Here is a 15,686-nt window from a genome sequence, read left to right on the forward strand (position 1 = left end):
TTCAAGCGGCCGTGGGGATGGCGCTGGATTCGCCGACCTGAACGGATGAGCAGCATTGCGCGGGCAGATCCAGCCAGCGCGATGCCGCAGCCTGCAGGGCCTGCAGCGATCCCGTGGTCATCAGCTGGACCTGGCCCTCTGCCGCGGGCAAGGGGCCTGATTCGCTGGCCAGGGTGCCCAGTCGTTCCAGTACGCGCCGCGTCTGGCGTGCCACCGGGGCACCGGTGTCGATGAACTGGATGTCCGGCCCCAGCAGCGTGCGCAACTGCTCGCGGGCGAATATGTAGTGGGTGCAGCCCAGCACCAGGGAATCCATCTCGCCCGTCTTCTGTCCGAAGCTGCCCAGGGCATTCACATACCTGGCGCACAGGCGCGCGACCTCGGTGGCCATGGGGTCGGCGGGAACGGGCTGCTCCGTGCTTTCCTCGATGGCCTTGGCCAGTCCGTCGCAGGGCTGGACATGAAATTGCACGCGCTGGCCATGGTCGGCCACCAACCGGGCAAAGCGCGCACTGCTCACCGTGCCGCGCGTGGCCATCACGCCCACGTGGCCGGTCTGGCTCGATAGCGAAGCGGGCTTGATGGCGGGCTCCACACCGATCAGGGGCAGTTCGGGCATTTCAGCGCGCAGCATGTCCACGGCAGCGGCCGTGGCCGTATTGCAGGCGATCACCAGTACCTTGATCTGGTGCTGCTCGCACAGGTGGCGCGCAATGGTGCGCGTGCGCTGCTGCACGAAGGCGTCGCCGCGTGCATCGCCATACGGTGCATAGCCGCTGTCGGCCAGGTAGATGAAGCGCTCATGCGGCAGCTCATGGCGCAGCGCCTGCAGCACGCTGAGGCCGCCGATGCCGCTGTCGAAGACGCCGATGGGAGAGGCCGGGGAGGTCATGTGGAGATGCGGATAAAGGCTTTTGGAGGCGGCGCCCAGTATGCCCGCTCGGGCGCGTTCATGCTCGGGCCATGGCTTGCTGCTGCAGCCATTGGGCATGTGTCAGGCGGTACAGGCAATGCCTGCGCAGCGCATGGCCTACCGGCACCTCCGGATGGTCGAAGTCATGGGCGTCGCGCTCCATGCCCAGGCGCTGCATCACGGCCTGCGAACGCAGGTTGGACAGCGCGGTGAACGAGACGATGGACTCCCGATGCAACGCGCCGAAGCCGTGCTCCAGCGCCGCCCGCGCGCCTTCGCTGGCCAGGCCCTGGCCCCAGAAAGGCCGGGCGAGCCGCCAGCCGATTTCCACGCAGGGCGAGAACGGCAAAGACGCGGCGGGAGTGTGCAGCCCGATGAAGCCCATGAACTCGCCACTGGCAAGGTGCTCTGCCGCCCAGAAGCCCCAGCCGCGTTCCTCGATCAGTGCCTGGATCCTGTCTGCCATGGCATCGCTTTGTTCACGGCTGAGCAGTGCCGGAAAGTGCTCCATGACCTGTGGGTCGGCATTCAGCGCGGCAAAGGGTTGCCGGTCGCCGGCCTGCCACTGGCGCAGTATCAGGCGCGGTGTCCGCAGGGTCGCTACAGGAGAATGTGTGGTGGTCATGGTTGGAGAGGGCGCTGCAGCACCAGCAGATAGGCGGCCGCATGGCCGTGGAAGGAGTGGGGGATGAAGCCTGCCTTGCCTGCCAGCTTTTCCACGCTGGTGCGGCGCTGGAAATGCGGGTCGAAGACCAGCTCGGCCACGGCCAGCAGGCCGCCGGGGCGCAGGCTCTGGAACACGTCGGCCAGCGCGGCCTGGCGGTCCGGGATCTCTCCCAGCACGGCGGCCATCACGGCGCGGTCGTGCTGCTCGGCTGCCAGCTGCCCCTGGCCCAGCGCCGCCGCCTGGGTGCGCACATTCTCCAGCCTCTGCGCGCGCGCCTTGGCCGCCACCTTTTCGAGCATGGCCGGCTGCAGGTCCACGGCCAGCACCTGTCCCTGCGCACCGACGGCACGTGCCAACGGCAGGGTGACGCGGCCTGGGCCGCAGCCCGCGTCCAGCACTTTCATGCCTGGCTGGATCTGCAGTTGCCCGACGATGAAGGCGGCCTTGTTGCTGGCCGCGAAGGGGTTGTCAAGCTCGACCATCCAGCGCAGCCAGGACGGGCAGGGCAGGACATGGCGGCGGGAGGACAGGCGCCAGGCCAGGCTGGTCACGGCCAGCAGGGCGATGAGGACGAGCGCGATGGTCATGTTGAATGGGCAGTGTTGCAGGCAGCGGGCAGTCTGTCACAAATGCCCGCGCCATGAAAAGACCGCCCGAAGGCGGCCTCTTTGCGCTTGGCGCCGGCGTCAGGCCGAGGCAATCTCAATGGTCTTGAACTCGCCGGATGCGATGCGCTTTTGCCATTCGGCAGGGCCGGTGATGTGGGCGCTGGTGCCGCCGGCATCCACGGCCACGGTCACGGGCATGTCCACCACGTCGAATTCGTAGATGGCTTCCATGCCCAGGTCCTCGAAGCCCACGACCTTGGCGTTCTTGATGGCCTTGGACACCAGGTAGGCGGCGCCGCCCACGGCCATCAGGTAGGCCGACTTGTGGTTCTTGATGGACTCGATGGCCACCGGGCCGCGCTCGGCCTTGCCGATCATGGCGATCAGGCCGGTCTGCTCCAGCATCATGTCGGTGAACTTGTCCATGCGGGTGGCCGTGGTCGGGCCTGCGGGGCCCACGGCTTCGTCCTTGACCGGGTCCACCGGGCCGACGTAGTAGATCACGCGGTTGGTGAAGTCCACGGGCAGCTTCTCGCCCTTGGCCAGCATGTCCTGGATGCGCTTGTGGGCGGCATCGCGGCCCGTGAGCATCTTGCCGTTGAGCAGCAGTGTGTCGCCGGGCTTCCAGCTGGCCACTTCTTCCTTGGTCAGGGCGTTGAGGTCCACTCGGCGCGACTTGTTGTAGTCGGGCTCCCAGTCGATCTTGGGCCACAGGTCCAGCGAGGGGGCGTCCATGTAGACCGCGCCGGAGCCGTCCATCACGAAGTGCGCGTGGCGCGTGGCCGCGCAGTTGGGGATCATGGCCACGGGCTTGGAGGCCGCATGCGTGGGGTACATCTTGATCTTGATGTCCAGCACGGTGGCCAGGCCGCCCAGGCCCTGTGCGCCAATGCCCAGGGCGTTGACCTTCTCGTACAGCTCCAGGCGCAGTTCCTCGACCTGGTCGAGCTTCTCGCCGCGCGCGGCCTTGGCCTGCAGCTCGTACATGTCCAGGTCTTCCATCAGGCTTTCCTTGGCCAGCAGCACGGCCTTCTCGGCGGTGCCGCCGATGCCGATGCCCAGCATGCCCGGCGGGCACCAGCCCGCGCCCATGGTCGGAACGGTCTTGAGAACCCAGTCCACCAGGTTGTCGCTGGGGTTCATCATGATCATCTTGGACTTGTTCTCCGAGCCGCCGCCCTTGGCGGCCACGGTCACGTCCAGCTTGTCGCCGGGCACGATCTGCACGTTGATGACGGCAGGCGTGTTGTCCTTGGTGTTCTTGCGCGCGAACAGCGGATCGGCCACGACCGAGGCACGCAGCGTGTTGTCGGGGTGGTTGTAGCCGCGGCGCACGCCTTCGTTGATGGCGTCTTCCAGGCCGCCCGTGAAGCCTTCCCAGCGCACGTCCATGCCCACCTTCAGGAACACGTTGACGATGCCGGTGTCCTGGCAGATCGGGCGGTGGCCGGTGGCCGACATCTTGGAGTTGGTCAGGATCTGGGCCATCGCGTCCTTGGCCGCCGGGCTCTGCTCGCGCTCGTAGGCGCGGGCCAGGTGGGCGATGTAGTCGGCGGGGTGGTAGTAGCTGATGTACTGCAGGGCGCCTGCGATCGAATCGATCAGGTCCTGCTGGCGGATCGTGGTGGTCATCGGTGGGGTGTCTTTTTGATCGGGGGAACAGGGGAGGGGAATCCCGGGGGCGATTATCGGCGCTGCGCGGCGGAAAGTGCACGCAAGGGGTGCAGTCTTGTACAAGAGTCGAGGGGTTTGCCTGGACAAGCCCGCCTCGGCGACACCTCAGTGGGGGATGGATGCGAGAGGTTCCCATTTGCGGAGTTACCATGGGCGGGTTTTTGCCATTGCGGCCCCGCCAGCCAGACATCTCCGAGCCACGCAGCGCGCGGCCCGCCGACCTGCCTCCAGCCAACTGCGCCGCGTTGTTTTCACCAAGGAGTCCACACCAATGACCGCGACCCGCCAGGAAAAAGACACTTTCGGACCCATAGCCGTCCCCGCAGACAAGCTTTGGGGCGCGCAGACGCAGCGTTCGCTGCAGAACTTCGACATCAGCGGCGAGCAGCAGCCGCGCGAGATCATCCACGCGCTGGCCCAGGTCAAGAAGGCCTCGGCCACCGTCAACCACAAGCTGGGCCTGCTCGACGAGAAGAAGACCCGGGCCATCCTGGCCGCCGCCGACGAGGTGATCGCCGGCAAGCACCCGGACGAGTTCCCGCTGGTAGTCTGGCAGACCGGCTCGGGCACGCAGACCAACATGAACGTCAACGAGGTGCTGGCCAACCGCGCCAGCGAAATCCTCGGTGGCGAGCGGGGCGAGTCGCGCCTGGTCCACCCCAATGACGACGTGAACAAGAGCCAGTCGAGCAACGACGTATTCCCGACCGCCATGCACGTGGCTGCCGTCACGGCCATCGAGCAAAAGCTGCTGCCCGCCATTGCCCTGCTGCGCAATACGCTGCAGGCCAAGAGCGAGGCCTATGCCGACATCGTCAAGATCGGCCGCACCCATCTGCAGGACGCCACGCCGCTGACGCTGGGCCAGGAAATCTCGGGCTGGGTGGCCCAGCTGGCCCATGGCGAAAAGCATGTGCGCGCCGCGCTGCCGCACCTGTACGAGCTGGCGCTGGGCGGCACGGCCGTGGGCACGGGCCTGAATGCGCCCAAGGGCTATGCCGAGGGCGTGGCGGCCGAGCTGTCCCAGCTCACCGGCTACCCGTTCGTGACGGCGCCCAGCAAGTTCGAGGCCCTGGCCTCGTGCGACGGCCTGGTCCACGCCCACGGCGCGCTCAAGACGCTGGCCGCCAGCATGATGAAGATCGCCAACGACGTGCGCTGGCTGGCCTCCGGCCCGCGCAGCGGCCTGGGCGAGATCTCCATCCCCGAGAACGAGCCCGGCTCGTCCATCATGCCCGGCAAGGTCAATCCCACGCAGAGCGAAGCCGTGACCATGCTGGCGGCCCAGGTCTTCGGCAACGACGTGGCCATCAACTTCGGCGGCGCCTCGGGCAACTTCGAGCTGAACGTGTTCCGCCCCATGGTTTCGCACAACTTCCTGCAGAGCGTGCGCCTGCTGGCCGATGGCATGAAGAGCTTCAACGACCACTGCGCCGTTGGCATCGAACCCAACCGCGAGCGCATCACCGAGCTGGTGCAGCGCTCGCTGATGCTGGTGACGGCGCTGAATCCGCACATCGGCTACGACAAGGCGGCCTACATCGCCAAGAAGGCGCACAAGGAAGGCTCCAGCCTGCGTGAAGCCGCCGTGGCCTCCGGCCACCTGACCGGCGAACAGTTCGACGCCTGGGTGATCCCTGCCAAGATGGTCGGCAATCTGTAGGACCTGCTGACGCCATCAAAAAGGGGAGCCGATCGGCTCCCCTTTTTTTGCTTCATGGCCTGGCTCAGTTGTCCGCCTGCGGGCGGCGCACGGTGCGGAACACGTACTTGAGCGCGTCGCCGATGGTGCTTTCCCAGACCGGCCATTCATGCTTGCCGTTGACGATGCGCAGCTCGGCAGGCTGCTTGTTCCTGCGCAGCTGGGCGTAGAGCTGGGCGGCGTCGGACTCGATCATGAATTCATCGTCGTCGCCCGAGTTGATGTACATGGGCACGCTGATCTTGCGGGCGAGAAAGCTGTCCCACAGCACGGGGTAGTTGTAGCTCTTCCAGACCGTGGTGCTGTACTGGCCGCCCGTGTGGGGTTCGGCAAAGACCTTGACCGAGCGTGCCGAGGAATCGGCGGGCGGCTCGGGGTTGTAGATGGCGGGGCTCAGCAGGGCGGCGGCCTGGAATTTCTCGGGGTACTTGAGCACGTAGCGCAGCGCGCCATAGCCGCCCATGGACAGGCCGCCGATCACGCGGCCATCGCGGCTGGTGAGGGTGCGGTACTTCTTCTCGACATGGGGGACGAGGTCCTGGAAGAAGGCCGTCTCCATGGGCTCCTTGAGGTCCACGTACCAGGTCGTTCCCGCGTCGGGCATGACGATGATGGCGGGCGGGATCTCCCCGTTCTGGATCAGCTGGTCCACCGTGCGCAGCAGGTTGCCCTTGACGGGCCAGTCGTTGCGCTGGCCGTCGTTGCCGTGCAGCAGGTACATGACGGGGTAGCGCAGCCTGGACTGGGCATCGTAGCCCGTGGGCAGGTAGACGTTGTAGGTCCAGCTGCGCTGCAGCGTGGCGCTCTTGAACTCGGCGGCCTCGATGGAACCGGCCTGGGCGGCCGGGCCGGCCAGCAGCGCGGCGGCCGCCAGCGTGCCGGAGGCGGCCTGGCGCAGGACGATGGAAAAGGAAAGTTGGCGCATGTTTTTTGTCTCCTGTGGTCCGTGGCAAGGGCCCACGGCTGCGCCAATGTAATCGAGGCCCTGGCCCCGCCTGCGCTCCGCGCGGCCGGGCCGTCGCCTCGGGGACCATGGCCCTCAGCCGGGCGCACGCTGCGCGTGGCGCAGCGCGCTGCGAAAGCCCAACTGCCCCACCACGCACGCCACGACCAGGGCCAGCGCGGCCGACAGCGCCGGGTTGCTGCCCAGGCTGGCGCCCAAGGTGCACAGGCCGCCCACGGCCATTTGCGTGCTGCCGTAGACACCGGCGGCCGAGCCCGTGAGGCGCGGATGCACGCTCAGCGCGCTGGCCAGCGCCGCAGGGCTGGTCAGGCCCGAACCCAGCGCGAACAGCACCATCAGCCCCACCACGATGGCCGGCGTGAGCTGGTTGAACAGGGCCAGCAACAGCAGCATGGCCGCGCTGGCCAGGCTCAGCAGATTGCCGTTGAGCATCAGCCGCTCCAGGGGCCAGTGGCGTATCAGCTGGCGGGCCAGCGCATTGCCCACGGCCATGCCGCCCATGAGCAGGCCCAGGTAGATGGCCACTTCATGCTTGGTGGAATGCAGCTGCTCGATGAAGACGAAGGGCGCAGCCGCCAGGAAGGCATAGATGGACGTGGTGGCGCAGCCGCCGCCCACGGCAAAGCCCACGAAGGCCGGCGAGCGCAGCAGGCTGCGGTAGTCGTCGCGGATGGTGCCCAGGTGCAGGCGGCCCGTGGGCTGGCCGGTTTCGGGCAGCAGCTTCCAGATGCCGAAGGCCGTCACGCCGCCGACCACGGCCAGCGTGCCGAAGATGGCGCGCCAGCCCAGGGCGTCGTCGATGGCCGAGCCGATGGCCGGCGCGATGCCGGGGCCGATCATCATCATCAGGTTGAGCAGCGCCAGGCTGCCCACGGCGTTCTCGGGCGTGCTCGAATCGCGCGCAATGGCGCGGCCCAGGGCCAGGCCCGCGCAGCCGCCCAGCGCCTGGAGCAGCCGCGCGCCGATCAGCCAGGGGGCGGACGGGGCGAGAAAGGCCGCCAGGCTGGCCAGCGCATAGAGGATGAGTCCGGCCAGCAGCATGGGGCGGCGCCCCAGGCTGTCCGACAGCGGGCCATAGATCAGCTGGCCCACGCCCAGGCCCAGGATGTAGACCGTGATGGTCAGCTGCATCTGGCTGGCGCCGGCCTGGAGCTGGCGTGCCGCATCGGGCAGGGCGGGCAGGAACATGTGCATGGCCAGCGTGCCGACGATGGTCACGACCACCAGCAGCCACAGCGGCGCCTTGCGGCTGGCCGCTGTATGGTCCTGGGCGGGTGGCAGCGAAGAGTGCTCGGCAGCCATCTCAGGCAGCCTGCTCGTCGGGCAGGTCCGTGTCGCAGGCGGGCTCGGCGGCCATGGCCTCCAGCAGGCGCTGCAGCGTGGCGTAGGCCGCGCCCAGTTCCTCGGGCGGCACGGCGCCCAGCACCTGGGCGCGGGCCTGCTGCAGCAGGCCCTGCACGGCTTCGACCTGGGCATGGCCGGCTGGCGTGAGCTGGATTTTTCTGACGCGGCGGTCGCTGTCGTCCACGCGCTCTATCCAGCCCTGGGCGGCCAGGCCGTCCACCAGGCGCACGACCGAGGAGCTGTCCAGCGCCAGGGAGTGGGCCAGATCCTTCTGGCGCATGGCCTCGGGCGAGCGCGCCAGGTGCATCAGCGGCATCCACAGCGCCTGGGTCAGGCCCATGGGCGCCAGCAGCCTGTCCAGCGTGCGGCGCCATTGCTTGTTGACTTGGCCCAGCGTGAACATGAAATGCCGCTGCACGCTGGCGGCATCGGCTTGCGCGGGCGGGGACTGGTCGGGAAGGGAAGACATCGTGGCATTCAAATAGTTGGCATTCCAATTATCTGCATGTCAACGATATCGTTTCCCGGAGCCGCCTGATACATCCGCAGGCGTCAGGGTTTTGGCCCCCGCAGGGGAGGCGGGGCCTACATGCCCAGGGACTTGAGCAGTTCGTCGGTGTCCGTGCTGCCGGCCGGTTCAGGCGCTGCGGCGGGGGCGCTGGCGTTGGCCTGCGCCATGAGGGCGTCCGGGTCGGGGCGCTCCTGCGGTTCGAAATCCACCACCTTGATGAACTCCGTGCGGTCCATGGCCAGCTCGAGATAGAAGATGTTGTTGTTGCCCGTGTAGAAGGTCACGCGGCGCGCCTCGGGAGAGTCGAGGTTGGCATCCACGCTGAGGTTGACCTGCTTGTTAAGGCGGATCATCTTTGGCTGGCTTTGCGTGATGTAGGTCTGAAGCTCGCGCTGGACCTTGCTGGTGAAGTCGCCCACCACCTGGTTCATCAGCTCGCCCATGACGTTGCTGACATCGTCGGAGGTGTAGGAGCTGGCAAGGTCCTCTTCACCCATGCCCATGCTCAGCATGTAGCTGCGGTACAGCTCCATGGCGGCGGCGGCCGAGAAGTTGATGATCACCAGGCCCGAAAAGCCGCCGTCCACCAGGACAAAGCAGCCGATGTCGGGCTTGAGGCTGGTCTTGGTGATGCGCTGCACCATGCCCGAATACTGGATCTGGCACTGCGTGGCCACCTGAAGCACGCGCGAGACGGAGTTGCAGAGGCTGATCAGCACGTCTTCCGTGCCATGGACGATGGGATGTTGGGGCTGGTTCATGAGGTCAACGGGACAAAATTGTGAGCGATTATGGGTGCAAGTCCGTTGTTTGCGACTGTTTGTAACATTGAAAGTCCAATGTGCCCCCTCCTGGGGCGGGGCTTGGCAGGCGGCCCTGAAAGCCGCGCTCAGCGAATTGCCTGCGTGGACTCGCGCACAATGCAGCGCCCCTGCATGACCACCTTGCGCACGGGCAGCTCGGGCGCATGCAGCCGCTCCATCAGCAGGCTGAAGGCCGTTCGGCCCATGGCGTCGATCGGCTGCTCGATCACGGTGATGGCGGGGGCCACCAGTTCTGTCCAGCGCTCGTTGTCGAAACCGGCGAGCGCCACATCGGCAGGTATGCGCAGGCCGGCTGCGCGTATCGCGCGCAGGCAGCCTTCCAGCAGCAGGCCGTTGCTGGCCACGAAGGCGTCGGGCCGCTGCGGCTGGCGCAGCCATTGCGTGACTTCGGCCTCGGCGGCATCGCTGGTCGGGGGCAATTGGCGCAAGTCGGGCTCCAGGCCTGCATCGCGCATGGCGGCCAGATAGCCGTCGCAGCGCTCGCGCGCCGTGCTGCTGGTGCTGCCGAAGACGCCTGCAATGCGGCGGCGGCCCTGTTCCACCAGATGCCTGACCAGGGTGGCGCAGGCCTGGGCGTTGTCCAGCACCACGCTGTCATGGAAGGCCGGGGCGCCCGCCCGGTCCACCAGGACGACGGGAAACTCCAGCTGCATGCGCTCGAGCTTGTGCAGGCTGGCCTGGGTGGGCGCAAAGATCAGCCCCGCGATGCGCTCTTCCTGCATGAGCTGCAGGTACATGGCTTCGCGCTGCGGGTCTTCGTCGGTATTGCACAACAGCACGCGCCGGCCCTGGCGATAGGCCTCGGCCTCGACCGCGCGGATCAGGGCCGTGAAAAACGGGTTGCGTATGTCGGCCACCAGCACGCCCATGGGCCCTGCGTCGCGCGCGCGCAGCCGGCGCGCCATCAGATTGGGCCGGTAGCCCGTGGCCTGCACGGCGGCCGCGACCCGCGCCCGGACTTCTTCGCTGACCGAGCCGCCCGCCAGCGCGCGCGACACCGTCGATTTGGAAACCCCGGCCGCACGGGCCACATCGTTGATGCTGATGCTCAATGCAATCGTTCCCGTTGGTTGTGGTGTGCCGCAGAGGATAACTCCAAAGAAATGCCGGGGTATGGCCGGATGGTGGCCAGGTTATGTTGCAGTGCAGATTGACTGATGGTTGGGAACGTTCCCACAATCCGCGCCATGAACAATGCCCATTCATCCCTCCCGGCGGTTGCACCCACCGCTCCTGCGGGCCTGCAGATCGCCGTTCGCCTGGATACCCGGGTGCGCGACAAAGCCGACGCCATCGCCCAGGCGGCCCGGCTGCTCCAGGACAGCGGCTGCGTGGCCCCTGGCTATGCCGCCGGCATGCAGGCGCGCGAGGCCCAGGCCGAAACCTTTCTGGGCCACGGCGTGGCCATTCCCCACGGCCGGGCCGAAGACCGGGCCCTGGTGCTGCGCGACGCGGTGGCCGTGCTCCAGGTGCGCGAGGGCCTGGATTGGAATGCAGGCCAGAACGTGCATCTGGTCGTGGCGGTGGCGGCACGCTCCGATGCCCACATCACCTTGCTGCGCCGCCTGGCCGGCCTGCTGCAGACACCCCGGCTGCAGGCGCTGTTCACCACCGGCGATGCGCAGCAGGTCATCGATGCACTCCAGGGGCAGGCGGACCCGGCGCCGCCTGCCGCCCGCCCGGCGGCAGTGGACCTGGCCGAGGCGTGCGAATGGACCATTGCCTATCCCAACGGCCTGCATGCGCGGCCTGCCACGCGCTGGGCGGAGGCGGCGCGCGGCTTTGCCTCGCGCATGCAGGTGCGCCATGGCGGCGAGGTGGCCGATGCGCGGCAGATGGCCAGCCTGTTGCAGCTGGGGCTGCGCGAAGGCGACAAGGTCACCGTCTCGGCAGAGGGCCCCGACGCCAGGGCCGCGGTCCAGCGCCTGTGTGCCGTGGCCCAGGCCCTGGTGGCCCAGGAACGTGCCGATGCCGACGCCGCTGCGCGCAAGGCGGCCGAATCGCCCGCCACGGGCTGGCTGCCGCCGCTGGCGCGGCCTGCCTTTGTGGGCCTGGGCGCCAGCCCGGGGCTGGCCGTGGCCCGCATCCACCAGTGGCGTGTGGAGGCCGCCGAGATCCCCGACCTGCCCGAGCCGCTCAGCGTGGGCGGTGCGCGGCTGCATGCGGCGCTGGCCGAGACACAGGGCCAGCTGCGCGCCCTGCATGACGACACCCGCCGCCGCCTGGGCGAAGGCGATGCGGCCATCTTCAGCGCGCAGGCCGAGTGGCTGGGCGACACCGGTCTCCTCACGCGCGCCTGCCAGTTCATGGTCCAGGGCCACGGCGTGGCCTGGGCCTGGGACCAGGCCGTGGAGGAGGGCGCTGCCCGTCTCCAGGCGCTGGACAACCCCGCGCTGGCCGCGCGTGCCGCCGACCTGCGCGACGTGGGCCGGCGCGTGCTCGTGCAACTGCAGCCCTCGCTGGCAGCGGCGGGGCCGGAGGGCCTGCCGGAAGGCGGCTGCATCCTGGTCGCGGCCGATCTTTCTCCCTCGGAAACCGCCCAGCTGGACACTGCGCGCGTGGCCGCGCTGGTCACGGCGCAGGGCAGTCCCACCTCGCACACGGCCATACTCGCGCGCACGCTGGGGCTGCCGGCCGCCGTGGCGGCAGGCGGCGGCGTGCTGGGCATGGCCGATGGGGCCCTGGCCATCGTCGATGGCGCCAATGGCCGCATCTACCTTGATCCCTCGGAGCAGGACCTGGCTTCGGCGCGTGCCCACATGGCCGAGCAGCAGGCACTGCAGGAACGCGTGGCCGCGCAGCGCAGCCTGCCTGCCATCACCACCGATGGCGTGCGCATCGAAGTCTGTGCCAACGTCAACCTGCCCGGGCAGGTGCCGCTGGCCCTGTCCCAGGGCGCCGAGGGCGTGGGCCTGATGCGCACGGAATTCCTGTTCCTGGAGCGCGGCAGCACGCCCGGCGAGGACGAGCAGTACGAAACCTACCGCGCCATGGCGCAGGCGCTGGAGGGCCGGCCGCTGATCGTTCGCGCGCTGGACATCGGCGGCGACAAGCAGGTCGCCCACCTGGAGTTGCCGCGCGAGGACAACCCCTTCCTGGGCGTGCGCGGCGCGCGGCTGCTGCTGCGCCGCCCCGACCTGCTGGAGCCCCAGATGCGCGCCCTGTACCGGGCGGCCCGCGATGGCGCAAGGCTGTCCGTGATGTTTCCCATGGTCACCAGCGTGCAGGAACTGCTGGCGCTGCGCGCGGCCTGCGAACGGCTGCGCGCCGAACTGGACGCCCCGGTCCTGCCGCTGGGCATCATGATCGAGGTGCCCGCCGCCGCCGTGCAGGCCGACGCACTGGCCCGCCATGCCGATTTCTTCTCCATAGGCACCAACGACCTGACCCAGTACGTGCTGGCCATGGACCGCCAGAACCCGCAACTGGCGGCCGAGGCGGACAGCCTGCATCCGGCCGTGCTGCGGATGGTGCGCGCCACCGTGCAGGGCGCTGCCACCCGCGCGCGCCCCGTGGGCGTCTGCGGCGGACTGGCCGGCGACCCGTTCGGCGCGCTGCTGCTGGCAGGGCTGGGGGTGGGCGAGCTGTCGATGACGCCCAACGACATCGCCGGTGTCAAGGCCGGCCTGCGTGCGGCCAGCCTGCGGCAGTTGCAGGCGCTGGCAGACAGGGCGCTCGGCTGCGAGGATGCCGCGCAGGTGCGGGCACTGGCCAAGGAGGTGACGGCATGAACGCCCCGCAAGCCATCACCGTGACCCTGAACCCGGCCATAGACCAGCATGTGACCCTGGATGCGCTGCTGCCCGGCCAGGTGCAGCGCGCGCTGGGCAGCGTGCAGGCGCCGGGCGGCAAGGGCATCAATGTTGCCGCCGCCTTGGCGGGCCTGGGCATTTCCACGGCCGCGCTGGGCGTGCTGGGCCGCGACAACGCCGGCATATTCGAGGCCTTGTTCGCGCAGCGCGGCATTGCCGACGCCTGCCTGCGCGTGCCGGGCCAGACGCGCACCAACATCAAGCTGGTGGCCGACGGCGGACGCCAGACCACGGACATCAACCTGCCGGGCCTGGCCTTGGCCGAAGCGCATCTGGACGCCGTCATGTCCACGCTGGCCCGGTATCTGCGGCCCGGCCTGGCCGTGGTGCTGTCGGGCAGCCTGCCTGCCGGCCTGCCTGCGGACAGCTGGGCCCGGCTCCAGGCCCAGGCCGTGGCCGCCGGTGCCGACGTGCTGCTGGACACCAGCGAGGCCCCCCTGGCTGCTGCCCTGGCGGCACCCCATGCGGCCATGCCCTGGGCCATCAAGCCCAACCGGGAGGAGTTGCAGGCCGCCACCGGCCTGCGCCTGGACGGCCGCGACGCGCTGCTGACCGCCGCGCGCAGCCTGCTGGACAGGGGGCTGGGGCTGGCCGTCGTGTCCATGGGCGAGGAGGGCGCGCTGTTCGCCACCGCGCAAGGCGCGGTGATCGCGCGGCCGCCGCAGCGGGCACGCGGCAGCTCCGTGGGCGCGGGCGATGCCATGGTCGCGGGCATGGTGGCCGCGCGGCTGCGCGGACTGGATCTGGCGGACACCGCACGCCTGTCCACGGCCAGCGCGCTGGCCTGGCTGCAGGCAGTGCCCGCGCGCGAAGTCGATGCCAACCGCGTCCAGGCCCTGGCTGCCAGCGTGCTGCTGGAGTCATGCCAGTGGCCGTGATCCCCCATTCTTCAGGAGCTCTCATGAACCCTCTTTTTGTGGTGATCGCAGCTGCCGGGCACGACGCCGAAGCGCTGCTGGCCGCCGAAGCCCTGCGCCATGCGGCCGGACAGCGTCCCTTGGCCGTGGAAGTGCGCGCCAGCGGCGGTGTGATCGGGCTGCATGCGGCCGATGCCGCCGCGCAGGCCGGGCAATTGCTGATCGTGGGGGATGCCGGCACCCATGACGATGCAGATACCGCCGCCGATGCCTCCCGCTTCGTGCAGGCCACCGTCGAGCGCTGCAGCCTGCGCGAGGCGCTTGATGATCCGGCCGGCGTGCTTGCACGCTGCGCTGCCGCCAGTCCCGCAGCACAGCGCATGGGCGAGAGCCTGGGCAAGCGCACGGGCAAGCGGATCGTGGCCGTCACCTCCTGCCCCACGGGCATCGCCCATACCTTCATGGCGGCCGAGGGGCTGCAGCGCGGCGCGGCGGCGCTGGGCCACGCCATGCGCGTGGAGACACAAGGCTCGGTGGGCGCGCTCGATGCGCTGACGCCGCAGGAGATTGCCGAGGCCGACCTGGTCATCATCGCCGCCGACCGGGAGGTGGATCTCTCGCGCTTCGCGGGCAAGCCGCTGCTGCGCAGCGGCACCAAGCCGGCCATACGCGACGGCTCGGGCCTGATCACCCGGGCGCTGGCCGAAGCCGCCGTGCATGGTGTCGCCGTGGGCGCTGCTGCGGCAGGCGGCGCCGCGCCCACGCCGGCCCGGACCCAGGGTGGTGCCTATCGCCACCTGATGACCGGCGTGTCCTTCATGCTGCCCTTCGTCACGGCGGGCGGCATTCTGATCGCCATGGCCTTTGCGCTGGGCGGCATCTATGTCCATGACGATGCCCACCAGGGCACGCTGGGATGGACGCTGTTCCAGATCGGCGCCAAGGGCGGCTTTGCGCTGATGGTGCCGGCGCTGGCCGGCTATATCGCCTATTCCATTGCCGACCGGCCCGGCATTGCGCCGGGCATGATCGGCGGGATGATCGCGTCCAGCATGGGGGCGGGATTCATCGGCGGCATTGCGGCCGGCTTCATTGCAGGCTACGGCGTGGCCTTCATGGCGGCGCACATCCGGCTGCCGCAGGCGCTCAAGGGCCTGCTGCCCATGCTCATCCTGCCCGTGCTGGGCAGCCTGTTCACGGGGCTGCTGATGTTCTATCTGGTCGGTGCGCCCGTGGCCGAGCTGCTGCAGTGGCTGAGCGCCTGGCTGCGCGGCATGCAGGGCGCCAGTGCCTTGCTGCTGGGCCTGTTGCTGGGCGCGATGATGGCCTTTGACATGGGCGGGCCGGTGAACAAGGCCGCCTATGCGTTTTCCACGGGAATGATCGCCAGCCAGGTCTACACGCCCATGGCTGCAGCCATGATCGCCGGCATGACGCCGCCGCTGGGGCTGGCCCTGGCCACGCGCCTGTTTGCCGACCGCTTCACGCGCGAGGAGCGCGGCAGCGCCGCCTCGGCCGGCGTGCTGGGCCTGGCCTTTGTCACCGAGGGGGCCATTCCCTATGCGGCCCGCGATCCGCTGCGCACGATCCCGGCCCTGGTACTGGGCTCGGCCGTGGCCGGTGCCGTGTCCATGCTGGCGGGGGTGGAACTGAAGGTGCCGCATGGCGGCATCTTCGTCGCGCCCATTCCCAATGCCGTGACCCACGTGGCCATGTATGCGGTGGCGCTGGTGGCGGGCGTGGTGGTCACGGCCATCGCCCTGCGCATGTTCAAAAGGCCCGCCGAAGCGGGCCTTTGAAGCAGGAAGCC

At 69.0% G+C, this 15,686-nt stretch carries 13 protein-coding genes; 4 read left to right on the forward strand and 9 right to left on the reverse strand.

The features are described 5' to 3' along the window. Nucleotide 1: 1 nt before the first annotated feature. The 4 genes from murI to ACN20X_RS12545 form a co-directional block, all read right to left on the reverse strand. On the reverse strand, nt 2-892 hold the full coding sequence (gene murI / locus ACN20X_RS12530; RefSeq protein WP_016453100.1) for a glutamate racemase: 891 nt from the start codon (nt 890-892) through the stop codon (nt 2-4). 58 nt (nt 893-950) lie between these two features. Next, nucleotides 951-1,538 carry a GNAT family N-acetyltransferase gene (locus tag ACN20X_RS12535; RefSeq protein ID WP_016453099.1) on the reverse strand — a complete coding sequence of 196 codons (588 nt, stop codon included), beginning with the start codon at nt 1,536-1,538 and terminating at the stop codon, nt 951-953. Further along, on the reverse strand, nt 1,535-2,167 hold the full coding sequence (locus ACN20X_RS12540) for a class I SAM-dependent methyltransferase (protein ID WP_016453098.1): 633 nt from the start codon (nt 2,165-2,167) through the stop codon (nt 1,535-1,537). Before ACN20X_RS12540 ends, ACN20X_RS12535 begins: the two co-directional genes overlap by 4 nt. Before the next feature lie 99 nt (nt 2,168-2,266). Continuing rightward, entirely contained in the window at nt 2,267-3,820 is a 1,554-nt protein-coding gene (locus tag ACN20X_RS12545) for a fumarate hydratase (protein ID WP_013803260.1), read from the reverse strand. A gap of 313 nt (nt 3,821-4,133) precedes the next feature. Here ACN20X_RS12545 and fumC point away from each other — a divergent pair, with 313 nt between their 5' ends. After that, complete coding sequence (gene fumC, locus ACN20X_RS12550) at nt 4,134-5,525, forward strand: class II fumarate hydratase (protein ID WP_016445164.1); 1,392 nt, start codon at nt 4,134-4,136, stop codon at nt 5,523-5,525. A 64-nt stretch (nt 5,526-5,589) separates the two neighbouring features. On the opposite strand, the gene ACN20X_RS12555 is transcribed toward fumC, so the two are convergent. The 5 genes from ACN20X_RS12555 to ACN20X_RS12575 form a co-directional block, all read right to left on the reverse strand. Next, nucleotides 5,590-6,489, reverse strand: coding sequence for an alpha/beta hydrolase (locus ACN20X_RS12555; RefSeq protein ID WP_016445165.1), 900 nt, complete (start codon nt 6,487-6,489; stop codon nt 5,590-5,592). Nucleotides 6,490-6,603: 114 nt separating this feature from the next. Continuing rightward, entirely contained in the window at nt 6,604-7,830 is a 1,227-nt protein-coding gene (locus tag ACN20X_RS12560) for a multidrug effflux MFS transporter (RefSeq protein ID WP_016453095.1), read from the reverse strand. A 1-nt stretch (nt 7,831) separates the two neighbouring features. Further along, nucleotides 7,832-8,341 carry a MarR family winged helix-turn-helix transcriptional regulator gene (locus ACN20X_RS12565; RefSeq protein WP_016453094.1) on the reverse strand — a complete coding sequence of 170 codons (510 nt, stop codon included), beginning with the start codon at nt 8,339-8,341 and terminating at the stop codon, nt 7,832-7,834. 116 nt (nt 8,342-8,457) lie between these two features. After that, entirely contained in the window at nt 8,458-9,144 is a 687-nt protein-coding gene (locus ACN20X_RS12570; protein ID WP_016445168.1) for a DUF3334 family protein, read from the reverse strand. 128 nt (nt 9,145-9,272) lie between these two features. Beyond that, nucleotides 9,273-10,259 carry a LacI family DNA-binding transcriptional regulator gene (locus ACN20X_RS12575; RefSeq protein WP_016453093.1) on the reverse strand — a complete coding sequence of 329 codons (987 nt, stop codon included), beginning with the start codon at nt 10,257-10,259 and terminating at the stop codon, nt 9,273-9,275. Nucleotides 10,260-10,394: 135 nt separating this feature from the next. Here ACN20X_RS12575 and ptsP point away from each other — a divergent pair, with 135 nt between their 5' ends. The 3 genes from ptsP to ACN20X_RS12590 are packed head-to-tail and all read left to right on the forward strand — an operon-like array spanning nt 10,395 to nt 15,675. Further along, nucleotides 10,395-12,938 (forward strand): phosphoenolpyruvate--protein phosphotransferase, encoded by a 2,544-nt coding sequence (gene ptsP, locus ACN20X_RS12580; protein ID WP_016453092.1) that lies wholly within the window; start codon nt 10,395-10,397, stop codon nt 12,936-12,938. Then, nucleotides 12,935-13,897, forward strand: coding sequence for a 1-phosphofructokinase family hexose kinase (locus ACN20X_RS12585; protein WP_473210657.1), 963 nt, complete (start codon nt 12,935-12,937; stop codon nt 13,895-13,897). The genes ptsP and ACN20X_RS12585 overlap by 4 nt, the downstream gene beginning before the upstream one ends. Nucleotides 13,898-13,920: 23 nt before the next feature. After that, the gene (locus tag ACN20X_RS12590) at nt 13,921-15,675 is read left to right on the forward strand and encodes a PTS fructose transporter subunit IIC (protein WP_016453090.1); all 1,755 of its coding nucleotides are present in this window, start codon (nt 13,921-13,923) and stop codon (nt 15,673-15,675) included. Nucleotides 15,676-15,686 lie beyond the last annotated feature (11 nt).

Source organism: Delftia sp. PX-1, from assembly GCF_055797465.1.